At 42.5% G+C, this 23,878-nt stretch carries 14 protein-coding genes; 1 reads left to right on the top strand and 13 read right to left on the bottom strand.

The features are described from left to right. Positions 1-10: 10 nt before the first annotated feature. The 5 genes from ilvB to PKOR_RS13885 all read right to left on the bottom strand — a co-directional run bounded on the left by ilvB (position 11) and on the right by PKOR_RS13885 (position 6,997). A complete protein-coding gene (ilvB, locus tag PKOR_RS13905) occupies positions 11-1,744 on the bottom strand; it encodes a biosynthetic-type acetolactate synthase large subunit (RefSeq protein ID WP_046311512.1) in 1,734 nt (577 codons plus the stop codon). After that, positions 1,698-3,425, bottom strand: a complete 1,728-nt coding sequence (gene ilvD / locus PKOR_RS13900) for a dihydroxy-acid dehydratase (RefSeq protein ID WP_046311510.1) — start codon at positions 3,423-3,425, stop codon at positions 1,698-1,700. The genes ilvB and ilvD overlap by 47 nt, the downstream gene beginning before the upstream one ends. A gap of 281 nt (positions 3,426-3,706) precedes the next feature. Then, complete coding sequence (locus tag PKOR_RS13895; protein ID WP_046311508.1) at positions 3,707-4,600, bottom strand: branched-chain amino acid transaminase; 894 nt, start codon at positions 4,598-4,600, stop codon at positions 3,707-3,709. Between the two features lie 452 nt (positions 4,601-5,052). Next, positions 5,053-5,904 (bottom strand): aminotransferase class IV, encoded by an 852-nt coding sequence (locus PKOR_RS13890; protein ID WP_046311507.1) that lies wholly within the window; start codon positions 5,902-5,904, stop codon positions 5,053-5,055. Next, entirely contained in the window at positions 5,888-6,997 is a 1,110-nt protein-coding gene (locus PKOR_RS13885) for a DmpA family aminopeptidase (protein WP_235336380.1), read from the bottom strand. The genes PKOR_RS13890 and PKOR_RS13885 overlap by 17 nt, the downstream gene beginning before the upstream one ends. A gap of 485 nt (positions 6,998-7,482) precedes the next feature. Here PKOR_RS13885 and PKOR_RS13880 point away from each other — a divergent pair, with 485 nt between their 5' ends. Further along, a complete protein-coding gene (locus tag PKOR_RS13880) occupies positions 7,483-8,373 on the top strand; it encodes a class I SAM-dependent methyltransferase (RefSeq protein ID WP_046311505.1) in 891 nt (296 codons plus the stop codon). A gap of 401 nt (positions 8,374-8,774) precedes the next feature. Here PKOR_RS13880 and PKOR_RS13875 read toward each other — a convergent pair whose 3' ends face one another. From PKOR_RS13875 to PKOR_RS13840, 8 genes are all read right to left on the bottom strand, one after another. Next, entirely contained in the window at positions 8,775-10,055 is a 1,281-nt protein-coding gene (locus PKOR_RS13875) for a WcaI family glycosyltransferase (RefSeq protein WP_046311502.1), read from the bottom strand. A 165-nt stretch (positions 10,056-10,220) separates the two neighbouring features. Further along, positions 10,221-11,057, bottom strand: a complete 837-nt coding sequence (locus tag PKOR_RS13870; RefSeq protein WP_046314501.1) for a glycosyltransferase family 2 protein — start codon at positions 11,055-11,057, stop codon at positions 10,221-10,223. A gap of 57 nt (positions 11,058-11,114) precedes the next feature. Continuing rightward, the gene (locus PKOR_RS13865) at positions 11,115-11,693 is read right to left on the bottom strand and encodes a WcaF family extracellular polysaccharide biosynthesis acetyltransferase (protein WP_046311501.1); all 579 of its coding nucleotides are present in this window, start codon (positions 11,691-11,693) and stop codon (positions 11,115-11,117) included. 80 nt (positions 11,694-11,773) lie between these two features. Next, the gene (locus PKOR_RS13860; RefSeq protein ID WP_046311500.1) at positions 11,774-18,133 is read right to left on the bottom strand and encodes a putative Ig domain-containing protein; all 6,360 of its coding nucleotides are present in this window, start codon (positions 18,131-18,133) and stop codon (positions 11,774-11,776) included. A 363-nt stretch (positions 18,134-18,496) separates the two neighbouring features. Beyond that, complete coding sequence (locus PKOR_RS13855; protein ID WP_046311499.1) at positions 18,497-19,771, bottom strand: glycosyltransferase; 1,275 nt, start codon at positions 19,769-19,771, stop codon at positions 18,497-18,499. Then, positions 19,768-20,946 (bottom strand): glycosyltransferase, encoded by a 1,179-nt coding sequence (locus PKOR_RS13850; RefSeq protein WP_046311498.1) that lies wholly within the window; start codon positions 20,944-20,946, stop codon positions 19,768-19,770. The genes PKOR_RS13855 and PKOR_RS13850 overlap by 4 nt, the downstream gene beginning before the upstream one ends. Positions 20,947-21,022: 76 nt before the next feature. Further along, positions 21,023-22,390 (bottom strand): hypothetical protein, encoded by a 1,368-nt coding sequence (locus PKOR_RS13845; RefSeq protein ID WP_052738863.1) that lies wholly within the window; start codon positions 22,388-22,390, stop codon positions 21,023-21,025. A gap of 243 nt (positions 22,391-22,633) precedes the next feature. Further along, positions 22,634-23,872 (bottom strand): glycosyltransferase family 4 protein, encoded by a 1,239-nt coding sequence (locus tag PKOR_RS13840; RefSeq protein WP_046311497.1) that lies wholly within the window; start codon positions 23,870-23,872, stop codon positions 22,634-22,636. Positions 23,873-23,878: the final 6 nt, after the last annotated feature.

Below are 23,878 nucleotides of genomic sequence, written 5' to 3'. Positions count from 1 at the left end.
TATGCTGATGCTATTTCAGCCTGATTTCGCTTACACTACACCCTTGTGGCACCATTGGAAACACATTGTTTTCTTTGGTTACCATCACCTCTAACAAGAAAGAGCCTTTATGCGATAGCATTTCCTGCAGGGCGTCCTTTAGCTCTTCCCGTTTGCTGATGCTTTTTCCGCTGATGCCATAGCCGCTGGCTACCTTCACATAGTCAGGACTGGCGATGTCTACAAAAGAGTAGCGACGATCGTGGAACAACTCCTGCCACTGTCGCACCATGCCCAGAAACTGGTTGTTGAGGATCAGTAGTTTCACATCTACTCCACTCTGCATAATAGTACCCAGTTCCTGCAATGTCATCTGGAAGCCACCGTCGCCTATAACAGCCACCACTGTTCTGTCCGGAGTGCCGAATTTGGCTCCGATGGCAGCTGGCAGCGCAAAGCCCATGGTGCCCAGCCCGCCGCTGGTAATGTTGCTGCGGGTGTGGTTGAGTCTGGCATAGCGGCAAGCCACCATCTGGTGCTGCCCCACATCTGAAACCACAATGGCATCACCGGCTGTTTGCTCGTTCAGCTGTTGCATCACCTCTCCCATTGTCAGCTCTTCTGAGGTTGGGAATAGCTCTTCTTGTATCACAGCTTCTATTTCGCGGTCGTTATACTCCCGGAATAGCTGCAGCCAATCGGTATGTTCTTTTGCCTCTACTAGTTCGGTTAGTAAGGGCAGTGTTTCTTTGCAATCACCCCACACTGGTACTGCTACCGGCACGTTTTTGCCAATTTCGGTAGGATCAATATCCAGGTGGATGATTTTAGCCTGTCTGGCATACTTGTCCAGCCTCCCGGTAACGCGGTCATCGAAGCGCATTCCGATGGCAATAAGTACGTCGCACTCGTTGGTGAGCACGTTAGGCCCGTAGTTGCCATGCATGCCCAGCATACCTACATTTTGCGGATGGTCCGAAGGAAGTGCTCCTGCCCCTAAAATAGTCCAGGCAGCAGGTATACCACTCTTTTCGATGAAAGTCCTAAACTCTTTCTCAGCCGAACCCAGCATAACTCCCTGGCCCCACAGCACGAATGGCTTCTTTGCCTGGTTGATCACCTCAGCAGCCTGCGCAATGTACTCGTGCCTTACGATAGGCTTGGGTCGATAGCTGCGGATGTGCTTGCAAGGAGTGTAGCCAGCAAAGTCAAACTTCTGCAGCTGGGCATTTTTAGAGATATCAATCAGTACTGGCCCCGGACGACCGCTCTTGGCAATGTAAAATGCCTTCGCCATCACCTCCGGTATTTCATTGGCATCGGTTACCTGGTAGTTCCACTTGGTAACCGGTGTGGTGATGTTCAATATATCCGTTTCCTGAAAAGCGTCTGTACCCAATAAATGGGCGAACACCTGACCAGTAATACAAACTAATGGCGTACTATCGATCTGGGCATCTGCCAGTCCGGTTACAAGGTTGGTAGCACCCGGTCCGCTGGTGGCAAACACTACGCCCACCTTACCCGAAGATCGCGCATAGCCCTGACCTGCATGTATAGCGCCCTGCTCGTGACGCACCAGTACATGATTCAGCTTATCTGTGTAGTCGAACAAAGCATCATACACAGGCATTATGGCACCGCCAGGATACCCGAATATGGTATCCACCTTCTCTTCCAGTAAGGCAAGTATAAGTGCCTCGGCACCTGAGATGGTTTTAGTTTGCTCTGGCGATGCTGCTACTTGTTTCTCTTTCGTTAACATGGGCTTCCTCTAAATCGGTTATACATCCGTTACTTGCGTCGCTCACGGTTCTGACATACTTCAGCAACACTCCCTGCTGTACATTAGCTTTTGGTTGCTGCCAGCTATCGCGGCGTAGTTGGAGCAACGCCTCATCCACGTGCAGGTGAATACTGTTGATGGTAGCATCCAGTGTAATGAGGTCATCATTCTCCACCAGAGCGATCGTACCGCCATCGTAAGCTTCAGGACAAACATGTCCGATCACAAAGCCATGTGTACCGCCAGAGAAGCGACCATCCGTAATCAGGGCTACCTTATCTCCTAAGCCAGCCCCCATAATGGCAGAAGTTGGCTTCAGCATTTCAGGCATACCTGGTCCACCTTTCGGACCTACATAGCGGATGACGACGACGTGGCCAGGCTGTATTTTACCCAGCGTTATACCTTCATTCAGCTCTTCTTCCGAATTGAAAACAATGGCCGGTCCTTCGAACCTATGCCCCTCTTTGCCAGAGATCTTGGCCACAGCACCCTTCGGAGCCAGATTACCATACAGCGTCTGGATATGGCCATCTACTTTGATAGGGTTTGAAAGAGGGCGCAACAAATCCTGCTCCTGCCCCAGTGGCTTCACATCCGCCAGGTTTTCAGCCAGCGTCTGGCCCGTTACAGTTAGCAAGTCACCAGTCAGAAGCTTTTCATCCAACAGGGTGCGCATCACGGCCGGAACGCCACCGAAGGCAGAAAGGTCCTCCATCAGGTACTTACCACTCGGTTTAAGATCAGCCAAAACAGGCACCCGATTGCTTACCTGCTGAAAGTCCTCCAGCGTAAGCTTCACACCAGCTGCATGCGCAATGGCAATCAGATGCAATACTGCATTGGTAGAGCCGCCCAGCACGGTTATCAGTACCAGCGCATTCTCAAAAGCCTCGCGAACAAGTATATCTCTTGGCTTGATGTCGCGCTCGAGCAGGCGCAGCAAGTATTGGCCTGTGCTTAGGCATTCAGCCTGTTTCTCGGCACTAACTGCCGGAGCAGATGAGGAAAAAGGAATAGACATACCCAGTGCCTCTGCAGCAGAAGCCATGGTGTTAGCCGTATACATGCCACCACAGGCACCCGGGCCAGGGCAGGCGTTGCGGATAATGCCACGATAATCTTCATCAGAGATGGTACCGTTCAACTTCTTGCCGTAAGCCTCGAAGCAAGACACGATATTGAGCTTTTCTCCTTTGAAGTCTCCACCTTTGATGGTACCGCCATATACCATAAGCGATGGACGGTTCAGGCGAGCCATTGCCATCAGAGAGCCCGGCATGTTTTTGTCACAGCCTACCACACAAGTCAAGGCATCATAATTATGGGCACCGGTGATAGTTTCTATAGAATCAGCTATGATTTCGCGCGATACCAAAGAGTAACGCATACCCGGTGTACCGTTGGTTATGCCATCGCTTACGCCAATGGTGTTAAAGCGCAGCCCCACCATCCCATGCTGGTTTACACCCTGCTTTACATCATCGGCCAAAGCATTGAGATGCATATTGCAGGTATTACCATCAAAGCCTGTAGAGCAGATGCCTACAAAGGGCTTGCGAAGATCAGCTTCCGACAGACCTGAGCCTATGAGCATGGCCTGCGATGCCGGAAGGCTGTCGTCCTGGGTATAGATGCGGCTGTATTTATTTAATGCCATTGTTTTAAGGTGGTTAGAGGTAAACAAATGCACCCCTCCAGAGAGGCGCTTGTTACAGGTCTTCAGTAAGATGCTACCCCGCTAGAGGCAGTAACTATTTTAGCTTCTGGTGCACAAGATCAGGTAACAGTTATTGGTTCTGAAACCATACTTTCTGCTTGTCATTATTTCTAAAAGCCAGCATCAAAAACATAAACTATTGTTTTACAACCACTTAACCTTTATCAAAATACTATCTCTAACCCAGCAGAAAGTATGGTTTCAGGTCTAAATATCTAGTTCTAAATCTCTAGTGTAGGAGTCAGGCAACCAGTAACCAAGGCTGCATACTTATCAGCCAGAAGGGCTCCTATACTTTCCTTGTAAGGTTTGGAGAATACATGCTCGTTGATTGACTGCACCCCTACTACCTCTGCAGCAGTACCCGTCATGAAAGCAGCCTCCGCCTCATTAAAAAGCACATCTGGCGTAAAGAACTTCTCGTGCACTGTAATGCCAGCCTCTCGCGCCAGGTCAATAATGGTGTTGCGGGTGATACCACGAAGAATACTGCCTGGAGGCGCGGTAAACAGCTCTCCATCTTTCTCATAGAAGAAGTTGGCACCAGGGCCTTCTGCTACAAAACCATTCATGTCAAGCAAAAGAGCCTCGTCATAGCCTTTGGCTTTGGCATCGGAACAAGCTATGGTCGAGTTTACATAGTGCCCGGCCACCTTGGCCTCAATAGGAACCGATTTGGGGTTAGGTCGCTCATAGGGAGATATCATCAGGCGCAGCGTTTTGTCGCCGAGGTACTTGCCCCATTCCCAAACTGCTATCAGCAGATTGCTTTTCTGTGCAGTCGTCAGGCTCATGTTGGGTGTACCAGCAAATACCAACGGACGGATGTAGGCATCCTGCAGGTTATTTAGCTCCAGTAGCTTATAAGTAATTTCTGTTAACTCCTCTACTGAGTACTCCAGCGGGAGCCCCACAGTCTGGCAAGAGTAGTGCAGGCGCTCATAGTGCTCTTTGGCTTTGAAGATCTGCGGCCCGTTTGGTGTTTTGTAAGAACGGATTCCCTCGAAAACAGAGTAGCCGTAATGTAGAGTTTGTGCATAAACGGAGCAGGAAGCTTCATTAGCTTTTACATAGGCTCCGTCGAGATAGGCTAGCGTGTTACTGTCAAAGTACATCTTTTTTATGTGTTTTAAGGTGTTAGGTTCGATATTCAGGTATAAAAAAAGCCTTTCTAACCGGGTGGTCAGAAAGGCTTTTTAGACAATAAAAGGCCGTTCCTTCAACCCGTGGGTAGAGGACTAATAATCACAATAATAATGACCACTATAAGCGGTAGAAACATCTTAATTTTTTAATTCCAGTTATAATAAAACAGCCATCTCTCAAAGGAGATGGCTGCAGTATTTAGGCTTATTTTTCGCGTTCAAAATCAGCAAACCATCTCCACTCCACGTGAAATGACCACGAGGCTAATAATAAAGTGGCAGAGTACCGTTTGCTTATTCATTCAAAAGAAATATCAGTGTTGTACTTGCAAATGTAGCGGCTGAAACTAAAGAAGCAAGAAAAATTTTATTTTTTTATGCGCAATCTTCTGAAAAGCTATACCTCTGTAAAACAGTAACATTTAAACAGCTAAAGAGAAATATGCCTCTTCAAGCTTTATAAGGGCCTGCAAAAGGTCTAAGGTTACAGCTCCTGGCTTACCGCTTCCGATAACCTGATCGTTCACCTGAACTATCGGTAAAATTCTTTTGGTGGTACTAGTCAGGAACACCTCTTTAGCCTGGTAGATGTCCTCAACTGTCACCTCTCCTTCAACAGCTTTATACTTCTGATCGGCAAGGGCCAGCACGTTCTTTCGCGTTACGCCAAGCAGCACATTCTCTGCCGGAGTGATTACCGTGTCATCATGCTTCACTATAAACAGGTTGCAGCGCGGAAACTCGGTTACCACCCCATTTCGCTCGTAAAGCACATCATGTGCCCCTTGCTGCCTGATCTCATCTATCAGACGGATGCCCATAGTATAGTTGATGGTTTTGGCTCTTGGCACCTCCCGCACATAATCATGGGTGATGATCTTTATTCCCTTTTCAACTAATTCAGAGCTTGGAAGTGCCATCGGTTGCTGAAGTATGACTAAGCTAGGCTCAGCCGGATCATAGCCATTAGCAGAGTAGCCCCCTGTCAGAATCATCTTGATACCTGAAACCGGAATATCGTTCTTGCTGATGATGTCCAGTATCACCTCCTTCAACTCCTCATCAGATAGCGGTACCTCCATATGCAAAGCCTTTGCCGACTCCTGAAGGCGCATTAGGTAATCATCCAGAAAAACAGGGCGACCATTATGCACTCTGAAGTAGTCAAAAACGCCGTAACCTCTTTGTATGGCAAGGTCACTAATGTGCAGAAAAGCTTGATCTAACGGCACCACCTGGCCGCGGACGTAGGCATAGTTAGGGTTTGAGTGCATGATGTTTTTTCAGCAATTTAGTTACTTTATTAACAGGAAGTGCCTCTACGGTTCTGTTCTCCTTTCCCTGCATCGTTTCTGCCATAAAAAGCGAATTGATGATCGCCTCTTCCGTAGCTTCGATTACAGCCATAAACAACGGCGACATTTCATCATTCCGAAGTATAGGTGCTGCCTGAGTTTTATCTTTTGTGCTGTATGGTATGCGCAGATCAGGATTAGATGAAAAAGCAATTACATAGTCGCCGCTGCCATTTGAGGCGATGCCACCTGTTTTTGCCAGTCCCATCATGGCACGTTTCGCCATCCGCTCCAGGTTCCGTGCATCAACGGGTGCGTCGGTAGCCACTACAATCATGCAGGAGCCATCGGCGCTGTCTTTGATTCTTTGATTCATGTAATACTGATTCAGCTCCTCCCCTACTGGCACCCCGTCTACCTGCAATACACCGCCAAAGTTAGTCTGCACCAGTACACCAACAGTATAGCCACCCACGTTTTGCGGTAATACCCGAGAAGAGGTACCTATGCCTCCTTTGAAGCCAAAGCACACTGTTCCGGTACCTGCGCCTACATTTCCTTCCTGCACCGCTCCGCCTTTTGCCTCTTGTATAGCTTGCAGCACATGCGTCTCCGTCACATGCCTCCCGCGGATATCGTTCAGGTAACCATCGTTGGTCTCTCCCACCACCGCATTAACAGACTGTACCTCTTCGTTGCCGGGCTGCTGCAAAGTATAGCCAACCACGGCATTCATAGCAGTGGCTACATTCAAGGTATTAGTAAGTACAATGGGAGTTTCAAGATTTCCGAGCTCCTGCACCTGCGTAGTGCCAGCCAGCTTGCCAAAGCCATTGCCAACATACACGGCAGCAGGCACTTTCTGCTGAAATATATTAGTAGTATGTGGCAATATAGCAGTAACACCAGTACGAACCTGGTCGCCTTTAATAAGAGTAGTATGCCCTACAGTTACTCCTGCAACATCTGTGATGGCATTATACTTTCCTGTCGAAAGTACTCCAATCCTGACACCGTACTCTCTGACGCGTTTTGGGATTTGGCTTTGTGCCTGGTCTGCAAAGATTATCATTAATAGGAGTAGAAATAGCATTTTTATGTTCAATACCATTGTTCTAAAGTTAACATAAAACATTTGCTTTTAAATACAATTAATTTAAACATAGATAAGAATGGCTTTAAGTTTTTAAAAGAAGCTTTTTGTTTCTGTGCCTGTAGTACCCAAAGATAGAGCTTTTAAGGAAAGAGCAGTAATACTTATCAATCTGTAGAGCATTGATCAAACCAGCATCTTTAGCAACTACATTCTTTTGTGGGGTACTTCCACAAACTTGTTGAAAAAATTCATGATTGATCACGACCTGCCTATAACCTCATCTACTTAACATTATTCACCCTCAAATATGTACTATTCGCTTATTTTATTGAACCTTTATAAAAATAAATAATTAGAAATTATATCTTTAAAAATATAAATCGTTCCTAGGAAAATTATAATTCAAAGTTGCGTCAACATCTTTCCCTTCCTTATTTTTTAACTTTACTTCTAGTTATTTTATGAAAACTGAACTACTTCCTTTTCTATCTCCAGAAGCTGATGTAAGAGAATTAGAAAGCTACTTAGAGGTTCCCATCAATAACCCTTCTGAAGGGTTGATGGCTAACGCTTATTACTTCAACCATGCTGAGTGGGCAGAAGAATATTTAACCTATTGCCACAGGAGTGAAGCTTTTAAAAGGAGGTGGTCTGCAGCCCTCGGTGATTGGACAGATAAAATCGTAGTTGATATTGGGTGTGGGCCTGGCAACATATTTGCCACACTTAAAGGTAAGCCAAAACTATTGATAGGGATTGATGTGGCTCCTAAGTCCTTGGAACTAGCAAAAAAAGAGGGTTATTTACCATTACTTGCTAATGCGGAGAAACTACCTTTTACTTCAGGCTTTGCTGACATTGTCGTAATGAATGCAGCCCTCCACCATTGTGATGATATGGGCGCTATTTTAAGGGAGGCAGCTCGGCTAGTAAAACCAGGCGGGCTTTTGGTTACAGACCATGATCCGCAGCTTAGCGCTTGGAATTATAAAGGTTTGGCTAAACTTCTGTGGAACAGCCGCCTTATTATCTATAAAATTAAAGGATATGGCTTTCACAAGACAGACAGTCAACAACAATGGGGTTTAGCTTGTGAAATCCATCATAAACCTGGTCATGGCGTAACAAAAGAACTATTCATCAACATCCTGAAGCCGCAAGGATTCGAGGTGAACATATTTCCTCATAATCATGAATTGGGCGCTGAAGTCTTACAGGGGCAAAAAGGTAAAGCAGAATTGAAGTACAGGTTAGGCAGCATACTTTCGGGAAGAAATCCTAATGCTGACGCTAGTGCTTTAACTCTTATGTGCGTGGCCAGAAAAAGTAACACTGCAGCAGTCGAAACTTAAATGATATTAATACTTTGAATACCTCTAACCAATATACGAACGGCAGCTACTAATCAAGCCACTATGAAAAAATGAAACTCAATAGCTTCAGTAAGTATGAAAGCATCAACTCAGCTTTTTGTTAACCTAAATAGTTTGCAATGTTCCAATATGATTATCAACATAATTTTAAACCAATAGCTGAACTTGTTTATGTTAGACTCCTTTGGTCTTACAATTACATTAGACATATGTGATTTGGATTATGTATAAAATTTATGTTCTAACCATTAGAGCCAGATAAACCCTGCAGTAGCACATGTACTACGACTTTCGGCTCTCTTAGAACAATTTATGTTTAAGAAAAATCAAAGCAGTTCAAAATTCGTGTTATTATCTATCTTTGAAGTACAACAAAATCATTAAATGGTTTTTTGTGATAAGGTATTGTATGAGTTATGATAAACTGACATCTCGAACGTGTTCATGATAGAGTCAATTGATAAAAATTTTTCAGCATAAGCACGAGCATTGGCTCTGATATTAATTCTTTCTTCACTAAGTAGTGCTTTACTAATTCCTTTATTTAATTCATCTTGACTTTCTGCATCAACTAGAACTCCAATATTGTATCTGTTAACTAACGCATGTAACCCAGTTCCCTTATTAGCTGTCACTAATGCTAAACCCCCGACTGCTAAGATAGTAGTTAACTTAGAAGGCATAACCAAATCACTAGCGCTGGCTCTTTGAACTACTAAGTGTACATCAGCTAAATTTAAAAATTGGTTGAACTTTTCAATGGGTTGTAACGGAAAGAAAAAAATATTCTGAAGTTTTAAGTCTTCAGCTAGAGCTTTCAATTTTCCTGTGTACGGACCAGAACCACATATCATGAATTTCCATCTTTCCATATTCTCAAAATGTTTTGCTGAATATAGAATGGCTTCTAATCCTTGTTTCTCTCCAATAGCTCCAGAATATAAAATTATCATGTCAGAGGCCTCAAAACCAAAATTCATTTTCAATTCAGCACGATCTGCAATTGGGAAGAATAGAGCCGTATCTGTCCAATTTGGAAACAGAAAAACATCTTTCTTTGCCTTTTCTTTAATTTTTGTAACCATTCCCTCCGAAATACTGCTTATAACATCTGTTTGGTAAAAGATGTACTTTTCTACCCTAAGCAAAGTTTTTATAATCCTTTCGGATTTGATCATCTTTAAATCTCTTGCTGCCTCAATCTGCATATCTTGAATATGATAATACAACTTAGACTTGCAAATTTTTTTATATAAAGCTCCTAACAATCCTAATTGGAAAGATGGAGCCACTGTAAACACGACATCAAACTTATTTGCAAATAAAATTTGGAATAGTTTCAGGAATGCTGTTAACAAAAAAGACATATCTAACAGGATTCTTTTCAAGCCTGATGGCTTGGAAGGCACATATATAGGACACCGATGAACCGTTAGCTTACCTCCAGATTCAAACGCTTGTTTTTCGGTTTTGTACCAAAACTTATTTTTATTGTAAGGTTCTTGTACTTTCCAATACGGGTAATATGGGAAGGTAGTAATAACAGTGCAGTCATATCCTCTTTTAGAAAGCCATAATACCATTTCACCACTATATTTTCCTATACCTGTGGGCTCTGGATAAAAGTTATAGCCAATAAGTAAAAACCGTGGTTTCTTCATTCTATTAATTGCTTGGGAAAGTAAAGATTAAAATGCTATACAATTAAAAAGAAAATAACAGTGTAGGTAATCAAAAACTGGGAAGGGAGTGGCATTCGAAAAAGGCACTTTTCAATGGAGCTATTTACAGTAACTAAAGAGCATTTTTTGCTAAAGGAGACATATTTAAACGTTCTTACTTTCCCTTATTTTACAGTACACTTGTACAAAATAAGACATTTTAAGAACTGCGAAAGCAAATCCTCTTGCTCCGTCCTTAAAACCACCTAGCAAGAAAAAACTACCACAAAAATAAGCTGGCCCAATAAATACGCTTCGCATAAGTCGGTACTTCAAACGTTGTCTCCAGGTTAAGTTTACATTAGCCGCTAGACTAGCTTTACCTGATGATCTTAAAAAACGAGCAGCCTCCCAGCCTGCATAATCAATATGCTTAAGCATGTAATGTGATACTCCCCTAAAATCTTGATGGTCTATCTTACTTCTGATCGTGCCGATTTCTCCTTGCAATATAGGATGTTCATGCACTTCCATATCTAATTGGCTCCATTGCTCCTCGTCAACCTGCTCATATTCACCAGCTCCTACCCTAAATAAGGCTAATTTAAATAGCGGGTATCCTCCCTTCAATTGTTTTCCTAAGAAATAAACAGTATAACTTAGCCAATAACCTACTTTATCATCACGAGCCAGTGCTTGACGAAGTTCCTCTTTGAACTTTTGAGTCAGGTACTCATCTGCATCTAAGAATAATACCCATTTAGTTTTGGGCCTATGATTTCTTAAAAACCAATTTCGCTTCTTTGGAAATTTTCCATTCCAACAAAACTCTAATACCTCTGCTCCAAAATGCTTGGCAATCTCCTTTGTTTTATCTGTACTTCCGGAATCAATTACCACAACCTTCTGTGCGAGGTCCTTTCCAATTGACCGTAAGCATCCAGGCAAATTCTTCTCTTCGTTTCGAACCGGAATGGCAATAGTCAAGTCAAGTAAAGGCATATTTTGCATGTATATGAGTAAATGGCTAACAACCTAGTAAATAGTGGTGCTTTGAAATTATGTAATCTGCAATTGTAAAAATTTCTGCTTCTGATGCTCTTCAATTCTCTTTTTAATTGGTTTACAAGGATGCCCTGAACAAACCATCCACGGTGGCATATCTTTCGTTACTACAGAACGTGCTCCTATCACACACCCTTCACCCACTGATACTCCTCCATGCACAAATGCTTCAGCAGCAACCCAAGCATGATCTCCTATGTAAATGGGTTTCGTTATTAGTGGAAACCCGGATTGAGAATAGTCATGTGTGCCGGCACAAAGGTGTACTCCCTGTGAAACGACGGCCCGACGACCTATGTAAATCTTCCCCTGTGAATATAATATAGCTCCATCAGCCGCACTACTCTGATCTGCAAGTTCAAGATTCCAAGGAGCCCAAATCTTTGCTTTGGGATAAATATGAACACCTCTACCAACCTTAGCACCAAATGAACGAAGTAGAAAAGACCGCCAACGATGCATTGGGTTTGGAGAGTAACGGAATAATAATGCTGACACCAAACTCCATAAAACCCTACCAAGACGATTCTTTAATGAAAATGAGGGGCCAGTAACTGTATCATAGTTGTGCATAATACAAGACCTCTACTTCTTTATATTCTTATATTTTAATAACATCCACAGCAACAGTCATCATTTTGTTAATCAAGATGCTACAACCGTTTAACCAATTTAAAGATTTTCCTATAACTTTTGTCCGTACTTTCTAGGTGCATAAAATACAATCCTGGCATAATTTTGAAACTTGGAAGATATATATTAATCTCGTTCGTTCCTGCCTTTTGTGAGGTGAAGACCTGTTCATATATGGGGTTACCTATAGCATCATATACCTTTATCACATAATCTTGTGATTCCTTGACATTACTTAGCTGTAATTTTATGTCTTCTTCAAACGGATTCGGATAAATATTAGCTTTAACCTCTTCCTCCAATTCTGCACTTCCCGCTGCGAGAGATGTTGTTTGCGTAGTAGAAGAAATTAAGCCTTCACCGCAGTTGCTGGCTTCCGCTCCGGTGCCCGTAGGGGCAGTGCTGCCCAGGCTCAGGTAGAGCTTGTCTATTTGGAGCCCGTCCTCACGGTAAGCAATCTCAATGGTGTTCACCCCGTCAGGGAGCGCTACTGTGCCACTTGGGAAGCTGTTCCAGTTAAAGCTACTTCCCCTCGTAGCTGTAGTAGCACCCCAGGAGATCCAGCTGCCGCCGTTGATGCGTATCCAGAAGGAGTCATCACTAGCACTAGGGGCTTTCATACGGGTGTATAAACTGTAGTTGCCGGCCTGTGCGACACTGAGGCTGAACAAGGCGATGTCCTGGCTAGCGGTGGGAGCTGTGCTGGTGCTGTTCAACCCAGTCTTGATGGTAATGTAGGAGCCGTTAGAGGCCTCAGTACTGCTTCCTTCTATCCAGTTGCTTCCTAGACTGGATGCGCACTCTGCCTCCAGCCAGACATCAGTGCCTGCAGTGTTGGCATCCACAATCGTGAGGCTAAATAAGTCGCTAACGCTCTCGGTGCCGTCACTGGCTGTTACTTTTACTTCAACCACCCCTGCATCTGCAGCACCTGGGCTGCCGCTGAAGGTGCGGGTCGCGGCATCAAAGCTCAGCCACGCGGGCAGGGCGCTGCCGTCAGAAAGGGCGGCTGCGTAAGCCAGCGCGTCTCCGTCCGCGTCCGAGAAGGTCGTCTCGGGGAAGGTGAAGCTGAAGGCCGTGCCCACGGTGGCGCTCTGGTCCGGGATGGGGTTGGAAACAACAGGAGCCTGGTTGCTTGTGCCTTCACCGCAGTTGCTGGCTTCCGCTCCGGTGCCCGTAGGGGCAGTGCTGCCCAGGCTCAGGTAGAGCTTGTCTATTTGGAGCCCGTCCTCACGGTAAGCAATCTCAATGGTGTTCACCCCGTCAGGGAGCGCTACTGTGCCACTTGGGAAGCTGTTCCAGTTAAAGCTACTTCCCCTCGTAGCTGTAGTAGCACCCCAGGAGATCCAGCTGCCGCCGTTGATGCGTATCCAGAAGGAGTCATCACTAGCACTAGGGGCTTTCATACGGGTGTATAAACTGTAGTTGCCGGCCTGTGCGACACTGAGGCTGAACAAGGCGATGTCCTGGCTAGCGGTGGGAGCTGTGCTGGTGCTGTTCAACCCAGTCTTGATGGTAATGTAGGAGCCGTTAGAGGCCTCAGTACTGCTTCCTTCTATCCAGTTGCTTCCTAGACTGGATGCGCACTCTGCCTCCAGCCAGACATCAGTGCCTGCAGTGTTGGCATCCACAATCGTGAGGCTAAATAAGTCGCTAACGCTCTCGGTGCCGTCACTGGCTGTTACTTTTACTTCAACCACCCCTGCATCTGCAGCACCTGGGCTGCCGCTGAAGGTGCGGGTCGCGGCATCAAAGCTCAGCCACGCGGGCAGGGCGCTGCCGTCAGAAAGGGCGGCTGCGTAAGCCAGCGCGTCTCCGTCCGCGTCCGAGAAGGTCGTCTCGGGGAAGGTGAAGCTGAAGGCCGTGCCCACGGTGGCGCTCTGGTCCGGGATGGGGTTGGAAACAACAGGAGAAGTATTTCCCATTGTACTTCCGTCATTATAATAAATACGAGGAGTACGTTTATCCCATCCAACAGATATAATGTCTAAATCTCCATCATTATCTATATCCACTGTTTGTGTTCCATCATGATGATCTGGAGCTGCTGTACCACCTGGATGTAAAATATGCTTGATCCATGTCCCAGTAATGCATAAATCATTTTCAAAAGCTATAAGCCGATGCTCATTTCTCCACTCTCCAGTGATCACATCTAAATCACCATCAAAATCAAAATCTATGACATCAAGGCTTAAACCACCATCAACGTCTGTGCCTACAGTATGTTTCGTCCAAGCTTTTGTTGGATCAGCTGAAGGCTGAAACCAATATATTTCCTGATCAGCTCCTGACTGAGTAACAATAGCATCTAATATACCATCCTTGTTCAAATCAACTAATGCATTGCGTTCCGGATTAGTAGGCAGTACTATCCCTGTTGAAAAAACAGCCCATGATCCATTATCATTTCTCAACCAATTTTTTGACTGAAAGAGATCTAAGTCGCCATCATTATCAATATCACCCGCTGTTATTGATTCTCCAACAGCATTAGGACTAATGTTCTTTATTGTCCATGGCTCATTCACTGGATCGGCTGGAATAGTCAGCATTTGAACAGGCGTTTTATCAACTTCAGCTCCATTCCAGGTTATCACAAGTTGCGTGTTCTCAACACCATCAAAATTGCCGATGGTTGCTCCGGCTATAAAACTGTCATCAGCCCCAGCTGGTATGTTAGTGTGAGTTATAAAATTACCCTTCCCATCGTTTTGAGCCCAGGCTAATAGCGAACTGGTATACTTTCCCTGTGTTCCAAATATGTCAATATCACCATCCTTATCAAAATCATGAAGAAGTACCATATTATTCATGGGAGCACCAATCACGTTTTGTTTCCACTCTCCACCCAAGGCTCCGGGATTTCTGTACCACCAACCACCAGTTACAATATCTTCATACCCATCGCCATTTAAATCAGCTTCAAATATGTAGGGTGAGCGATATGGTAGATCACTACCAATTATGTGTTCAGTAAGCTTCAGAGGAAAAGGGTTATCAGCACAAATCAATTCCTCAACAACTTTTACCTGAATCTCATCACTGTAATCAGTCAAGGAGTGATCAGCATTAGCTAACACAAGTTTTATAGTATGAGTGCCAATTGCCAAATCACTAAAGGTAGTAGGGCTAATAGTAGTGATATCACCTCTATCTATACCGTCTACTATTTTATGAATGTGGGAATCCCTACTTCCAACAGCCCAATAATTTACTTTGAAGTTCACATCAAAGGGTTGGGCAACAGAGGTATTATTCAATGGACTAGTCAGAATAATAGAAGGTTCCTGACCTGAATCTTTTGCATAAAGTACTTCAATTGCAGAAAGTTTAGCCTTATTCACCACTCCTCTAAAGGTTAAAGTTAGGTACCCATCTTCAACACTAACATCATTCAAAACTTCTATGACAGCTGTTGCAAAACCAGCCTTCGCTATGATATCATAATTAGCTAAAGCTTTCTGACCATTTTCGACATCAACATTGAATACCCTCTCTCCTATTTTCTTGTAATATGTTTCAGCGAAATGCAACTTTACATCATACTTTCCCGCTTGAGGCACAGGAATACTATAACTAAAAATACCATTCACTTCCGTTTGATAAATGGCATCGGAAATTGTGTTACTTATCTCTTGAGTTGAGGCTTGTGAACTGATACTTCCACCACTGTTGTACTTATGTTGTTGCCATTGCACACCATCAAGAGTTACTTCCGGTCCCCCTGCATTTATTCTGACTAATACTTCATTTAAAGTGAAGTATTCAACAACATTTTGACTTAAAGCTATTCCGCTTTCATTTTTTAAACTGCTATTTATCGTTAGTTGATTTTCTACCTGCAAAGCCATAGTAGAAGTACTCAACATAACAGTTTTTTTATCTTCTAGCAGGGAAGCAGAATATATGCTGATATTATTATCTAGTGAATACGCGCCAACCTGTTCTGCTGAAGCTTCATCAAGAGGTTCGTTAAACTTAATACCTATTTGATTTTTTGATAAAGCTGTTACAGAATAAACATTCGGAGGCGTAATATCTGATGATACTCCAGAACCTATAAATTCAATATAATTTAAATCAAACAAATTTATAGCTCCTATATTTTTAAACACGAAATATAAATCATGCTTACCTCCAGGATTATTTATCGATCCTGAAGCGTTCGTCCAGCTATCCAGACTTCCGGTAACAGGCACTTTTACAGTACTAATAAGTGTACCCTCTGGTGAATCGGCATGAATTTCAATAACTCCACCTACTGTGGATGCAACACGGTATGAAACTGAATTTATATTATGTAGATTCCGCCCTTCTAACATGACATACGAATCATGGCTTAATGCTCTAACAGAGTATAGTCCTCCTCCTAATTTATCCGTATTTTCGTACAGTCGGGTGTTAAGCTGCAGATCATAAAATTCAGCCTCCATTAGTTTAGGGTGTACCGTAACCTGATCGAAAGAAGTTAAACCCTCAGAATCGGTATAGTTTACTTTGAAGACATAAAATATATCATCTTGACCCTGTGCATCATGGCTTGTAGGATCAAGGTAGAATGAACCTGCACATTGATTTATTGTAAAGCCATCATGGGAGTGTGTATTATGACCAAAAGAAGGTATAAGATTTAAAGCACTACAATCGATAGTACCATCTTTAGTGGATCCATCTTCTGCATCATTAACTACAATGTTATAATCAAGATTATCTTCCCAACTTATTAAACCACCATCAAGTGGAGAGACAAATTGGAAAGTGGCAGCATGATTACCGGCATAAATCTTGATGGATTTTGAGCTTGAGGCTCCATTCGAATCAGTTACGCGCAACTGAGCATCATAATTTCCCTTTTCAGAATAAGTATAGGACGGATTTTTTTCGTTAGAATCTACTATTCCATCTGATTCAAAATCCCAGGCAAAAGTTAACGTATTACCTTCAGGGTCAATGGTACCATCACTAGAAAAATTCACATTTAATGGCAATGCACCAGACACAACGTCTGTTGTAAGAGTCACTTGCGGAGGCTTATTCGTGTCAATTCCAATATAATCAACACGAACTAGTTTGCCACTGCCAACATTATTAGGACAACACCCTACTCCATACTCTAAAATATATAACTGGCCATCAGGACCGATTTTTAAATCAATAAAGCCTGCACCTGTTATTATGTCTGCCGCAAACTGTTCATTTAACGTTAAGTTACCATTCAAGTCCATTTTGGATACCCAAATCTTACTTGTATTAAAGTCATAATAGAAAAAGGCCTGGTTGAAATCGGATGGGAGCTTTTTAGGATTGTCTAAAGATGAATCAAAATAATATCTAGGTCCAACAAGATAACATTCATGAAAAAAATTCAACCATGAGGGTTGAGCAGGCGGAAGGCTTTGGGGGCCTGTGTTCCACTTTGATAGGTTTAGCGGATTGGTATGATCGTAGTAGAAATTAGGTTGTGCATAAGTATTCAAATAGGGTTCATTATTCCCGGAGAAATAGGGCCATCCATAGTTTCCTGCACTTTTTGTTATGTTTATTTCATCCATACCTTCAGGCCCCTTGTCGCTTGCGGTATTTGCATCAGGCCCAACCTCTCCCCAAAAAAGCCAATCTGTGTTGGTTTTATCTACGAAAATTTTATATGGGTTTCTGGCTCCCATCACATAAATTTCAGCTCGCCCTCCCACACCATTCGGAAACAAATTACCTTCTGGGATGCTATATGTTCCATCCGGCTCCGGTTTTATTCTAAGTATTTTCCCCCTGAGGTCATTCGTGTTTGAGGATGTTCTCTCAGCACTTTGATTAGGATCAACTTCATTAAGAGGAGCATATGCTGTATGATTGGTATTATCACCTATAGCAATGTACAGATTACCTTTGGAATCAAAATCCATGTCTCCGGCAGCATGGTAATAACCATTACGATCACTTGTCCACTCCAACATTACCACTTCAGAAGACAAGTCCAGTTGATCTCCAATCATCACAAACCTGGATACCCTGTTTTTTGCAAGTGTTTCGTGTGAATAATGTAAGTACACAAACTGGTTACTTAAAAATTGGGGATCGAAAGCAATCCCCAACAAGCCGTCTTCCATATCATGGAAGACACTCACAGTACCAGCCGATACAGTGGTTTGCATAGCAGGTTTATATATCAAAATTTCCCCGTACCTGTCAATTATAAATATTCTACCATCAGGCGCAAATTCAAAGTTAACAGAGTTTTTGAGTCCGGTTAACAATTCAACTTTATTGAACTGAGTTGGAAGTTGTCCGAATGAAGTTGAAGGAAGAAACAAAGCCACTAAAAGAATAGCTTGGGCAAAGGATTGTTTCAAAACTGACATCGTAGACAAAAAATTCATATGTAAATTTTTTAGTTGGCCCGGAACATACTAACGCACAACAAAGGCAAGTTGCAGAGGCAATTTTTTATAAATATAACTCTAAAAAATGGTATAATCAAAATATTTTAGATTATTTTATTATTAAATAAATATTGTATATAATATTTTTTATAATACAATATTTAAACATTAAAAAGGGTCTATAAATATTGTTTTTTTAAGAAGAGTTTATAATATATTTTAAGTACGGTAAAAGCTTAAGCAATATAGTTTAACGCAAATTGTATCAATCAAAGAATTACCAATTGGATCAGACTATCATACAACTACATTTATTGCTTTACCTGAGGATGAGAAATTAAAAACTTAACTGATGATGAACTAAAACTTGGTAGAATTCAAAAGGCGTGCTGCATGCGGTTCTATAGCAAAGAGTTCCTCATAAGCTTTCCTGGCTTTTCTACTCATTTCTTGTTTCTCTTTTTTTGACAGTGCCTGCCAGGAATTCAGCAGGTCTTTTGTTCCCTCTAAGCTATCATCAGTTACTATCCCCCCACCTTTTTCTTCTACTTCTTGCCATATGTTTACTTTATTTGATATAAGTACAGGTTTAAAGCAGGCAAGGGCCTCAGCCACAGCTATACCGAAATTTTCCTGATGACTTGGAAGTACAAATGCCTCACACCCATAAAAAGCGCCCCATTTGGCATCGCCTGTAAGCATGCCAGGAAAAAGGACAGAATTATTCATATTTATAGAATCGGCAGCTAATTGCTGTATAGTTACTCCATAGGAGGTTTCTAAACCAGGTCCTGCTATAACTAGCACTGGCCATTCATTATCTTGAAATTCACTTATTTTAGCATTATCTACTAAAATAGAAGCTATAGAACACTCACCTTTTGGCTTTAGCTTTGTAGAAACAACTTCAGAATAAGCCTTGATTAGAAAGTCTACCCCTTTTTTCTCATGAATTCTGCTAAGGAAAAGGAAATAAGGCCGGTTTTCTAATTCCGGGCATTTCTTTAAAAATGCATTGCGCATAGCAGGGTTAAATAAAGGCGGCGCAGTGATACCATATCCGACATTAATCTCTCGTTTCGGATGGTAGGGGTGAAATGGTAAACGAGCTAACTGTAACTCTTCTTCGCATGTAAATAGAATTCCATCCGCCTCATTCACTACCTTTCTTTCAATGAGTTTCCAATAAACCCAATTTCGCACCGCCTTAAGTTTTCTTCCTGCTGCTTTTTGAAAGTAAGGGTCAAGCATTCCATGGGGCATAACAAAAAGTTTAGGAACTTTAGCGCCTTCTTCATTATGTTTATTTAGCTGACTTTTATAAATATTCAGGGTTTTACTTACAGCATAACTATGATAAAGCCAGAGCCCATGAACGATGATTATATCAAACCGACAAAAGTTATCCATAAGCCAAGGGACAAGTTTACCGCTATAGTTCCATGGGCCTTTGGCTGGACCTAAAGCATGTATGGGAAAGGCATCATAAAGCAAAAAAGCTGCACCGGGATCGTCAAGACACACTACTTCGTTGTATACCTGCTGTCTTTCGAGTTCAGGAACAGAGTTTCTAATCCCTTGGCATGGGCCGCCACTGATAGGATTCATACTAGCAATCACTCGAAGTATCCTCATAAGTTGTTATAAGTTTTAAGGATCCTCAGATAAATAGCCTCAATTCTCTCTAATGCCATTCTTTGGTCAAATCTTTTAGCATTTTCAAGGCCTGCTTTTACAACAGCATTACGCTCACAGGAAGAAAGGCTAATAACTTTTTCAACAACTTTAGCAGCATCAGTAGCCCAAGCAGTGACATCAGAAATATTTGTTGGCCGGCGGGGAATATAAAAAGCTGCATTAGCACCCACCTCAGTCATTGGAGCTTCGTTAGTGGTAATAACAAGACAACCAGAAGCCATGGCTTCTGCAATAGGCCATCCAAAGCCCTCAGCAAGAGATGGAAAGAGAAAAACAGACGCACCGGCGTACGCAGTTCTTACATATTCATCAGACAATCCTCTAATAAAATGGATATCAATATTATATGGAGACGACAGTGCGTAAGCCTCACATAGATTTGTATCTGGTTCCTTCCCAACCATCAAAAGCGGTAGTTTAGAAGCAGCTGTTTTGCGCCATGCGTTGTAAATTTCAATTACTCCATTCCGGTTTTTGTACCACTGGTTTCCTCCAACATGCAATAAATATCCTTTAGTAAGATCAACCCCTATTTTATTACCTAATACAACTCTTGCACTAACAGATTCAAGAGGTAAAAACTCTTGATTCAGACCATTATAAACTACCTCTGAAAGCGATGGATTTTCAGGAATGAGTGCATGAAGTTCTCTCTTAGTTTTATTAGAAACAGAAATAAAATGTTTTCCTTGTGCATATCCACTTCGAATAAACTTTTGATATTGACAACCAGACCAACCGGTTTTATTTTCGGGAATTTCACCTAAGGCTGCGCGTTGAGCAAGAAAGTCATGGCAGTGAATAACGTGGGGCCGATGTGCAACCATTGGCACCCATGGACCCAACGCCTGATCAGTAAACACAAAAAGAGTATCTGGGGGACAGCGTTTTAAGCGACTACGCACCTCATAAGGGAACAATACATATTGGTCAATGTAACCCAACCATTTCCGCATTGATCTTACCACTGAAAGTTGGTAGAACAGAGCCCGCGGCATCCATAGTTCTACCCTGTGCCCATAAACTTTCATCCCTTCAGCCAACATCCTTGTAAATCGGGGCATGCTCTGAGAACCAAGGAAAGTCGGATGAGAAAAAAAAACTATATTCATTTATACAGGTTTAGAGAGTATCAAAATATGGGAGCAAGCATACAGATAATCTTTTAGTCCGACCATGACAGGTACTTTAGACGCTGCTTTTCGGCACCCGTAGTGACGCCAGCATCAATCCACCTATCAATGTACTAAAGCCCAAAGAAGTTGGCTGAGCCCATTGCCCTTGCGGGACTACTAACAGACCAAAACTCAAAAGCATCCAGGGCAGCAAATCTCCCAGCATCAGCTTGTGATAGGACGCCCATACTATGTTAACACACAACGCTAAGCGTAAAAAAATCACAGCCAGTCCCATCAAAGCGCCTAATTCCCCAATCAACCTGCCCCACTCTCCTTCAGAAATCAAGTATGTTAGATCTCCTGTGAGTAACATACTACCAACATTTGTACCCATACCAAGGCCATGACCAAAGAATGGTAATTCAGAAGAAGCTGAAAGAGAGCCTACCAATCCTCCTAAATAGCGATCAACCAAAACTCCTGATAAGCCACCTTCTGATTCATTTGCACTAACGAAGCGGGCAGTAAATGCTTCTACTGCTGTACTGAAAAGGCTAGTCTGACTTAAAAAAAAGAAAGCTAAACCTATTCCTATACAAAACACTAACACTTTACCTAAATACTTTGGTTTTCGGGAAATGGCAAAACAAGAGAACAAAAGGGATAACCCTACTTGGAAGAACAAAGAGCGGCTGATAGAAAGAGGAATGGCAATCAAAAGAGCTATCGTAGCTCCAATTAGCAGAAATCTATTAATATCATGAACGTTTATCCAAAAGTAAAAGATGAAAACTGAGACTAATCCAAAAAAAAGAGTATTCCCATTGGTAAAAGAGAATGTACCAGGCGGACGAAAATATCCCAGAGCACCACTAAATCCAGCACCTTCTAAGCTACCACCAACACCACGATTGACCCAAGCAGATTGGGGACTGTAAAACTGCAATGCTATAAGTACGGCCATTGGGATAGCCAAGTATAGGGTTGCCTTTCCTATCTTAAGAACATCTTCACGGTTAAAAATCCGACCTATCACAAATATTAGAGGAAAGTGAATAAGCAATATACGTGCACCGTAAAGGGCTACAAGAATATTTCCATGCCCTAATAAGGTAGAGGTAAAAAGCCCTGTTGTTCCAATAAAGAAAACACCCATTATGTACATAGTTGTGGGAAGCAAACCTTTTTGCCATGTCGCTACTATTAACCATAATGCAAGTGGATCGCGAACAACCAATAATGGAGTTGCTAGACCTGGGAAAAACCATTTTCGCAGAGCTCCTTCAAAAATCAACAGAAAAAAATAAAGCCATACACCACGTTTAAGGAGTTTCTCAGACTCATCTACAGCTATCAGATTAGGCTGGCGCCAATAACCTCGAAAGCCTCTTGTAGAAGAATGTTCTACGCTTGTAGTATCATGTAAAAAAGGAGCCATGAAACGTTTTATGAATTTGTTGTGTAGTCAATGACATTGCTATCACAACGACTTTAATTTATTCTACATTATATTTAACAAATAATATCGGATGATTCTAGCCTATTTTATTTTTATCTTTTTCACTACACAAATGATTAGAATACCACACTTGTACAACAATAAATTTCTGTTAAAACCATCTACATATCATAGAAACCATATTTGAATTATATAGAAATAAAAACCCTCAGGACAAATTAATCAAAGACCACCAACGGCTAGCGCAAGCTCCCTTCCATATGTTTCCCAAGATCTTTGGCGAGCAGTATCCATAGCCGCCATACCCACTTCGGGAATTACTGCTGGCTTAGAAAGTAACTCTTCTATTGCTGCCTTCAATGCTTGGGTTGATCCAGCCTCTATCAGCCATCCATTTTGTCCATTAAAAATTAAATCAGGACCAGCTGTACGTTCAGTAGTGATGACAGGAGTCCCTTGAGACATTGCTTCTGTGATTACAAGGCCAAACCCCTCAAAGAGAGAAGGAAAAACCAAAACATCATGCAGCTGCATTAGCTTTAATACATCATTATGAGGTAAGCTCGGATACCATTTATGCCTTAATAACGCTGCATCTAAAACAGCACATTCCGTTGCTGCTCTTTGTCCAATAATTGTGAGCTCTACGTGATGTCCAAGAGTTTCAACAGCCGCAAAAAGATTTGCTATACCCTTTCTTTGGGACAAACCGCCTACGAAAAGAATTTTCAATGCTTTACTTCCATAATTTGCAGAATAACTACGATTGGTGCAGATTGGGGGAAAGCCATAAGGTATAACTTCTATAGGTGCTAAAACTCCTGGAAATTCCTGCAAGGTTTTGGCAGTAAATGTGCTAGCTACAAATATTCTATCTGCCAGACGTAGCTCTTCATCTTTACGGCAGAGCTTTTTTTCTGAATTGTGGAAACTTGTTAATGTTGAGGCCCAATCTGGCCACTTCTCCAGCTCTATCTCCATGAGTCTCTGCGCAGCACGCCAATATCCTATTGGAAGATCATAAAGACATTGAAGCCCAAGGTTCTTAGCTACATGAAAAGAGAAACTGGCTCCATCTTCATAAGCATAAACTGCCCTTGCCCCTCTTTTGGCAGCGCCAGGTAAATTAGACGCTACTCGTCTGTCAAGGCTCTGATAAACAGCATCGATACAAAATGGACCCACCTCGTGTTTAATAAGCTTTCTCATGCCTGCTTTGGTTGCAATCAATCGGCCCACTTCACGCCATGGCCACACTTTAGTCAAATTTTTCAATTTCAAGTCAAATCGCCTTCGGCTTAGTTCAGAAAGAGGTCCGAAAGCACTGATATGGTCCAACAAATCCCCAGAGAAAGTAGCAATGGAAGTATGAAAGACGTCTATAAGATCTGCTTCAGCAAAGCCAGTAGCGGCGGCTCGTACATTTTGATTCCCAGTTGGATGAGATATAAGCACTTTCATAAAAAA

Source organism: Pontibacter korlensis (assembly GCF_000973725.1).
GTDB classification, from domain to species: Bacteria; Bacteroidota; Bacteroidia; order Cytophagales; family Hymenobacteraceae; genus Pontibacter; species Pontibacter korlensis.
The sequence above is the reverse complement of the archived record's forward strand: the minus strand, read 5'-3'. Positions and strand labels throughout refer to the sequence as shown.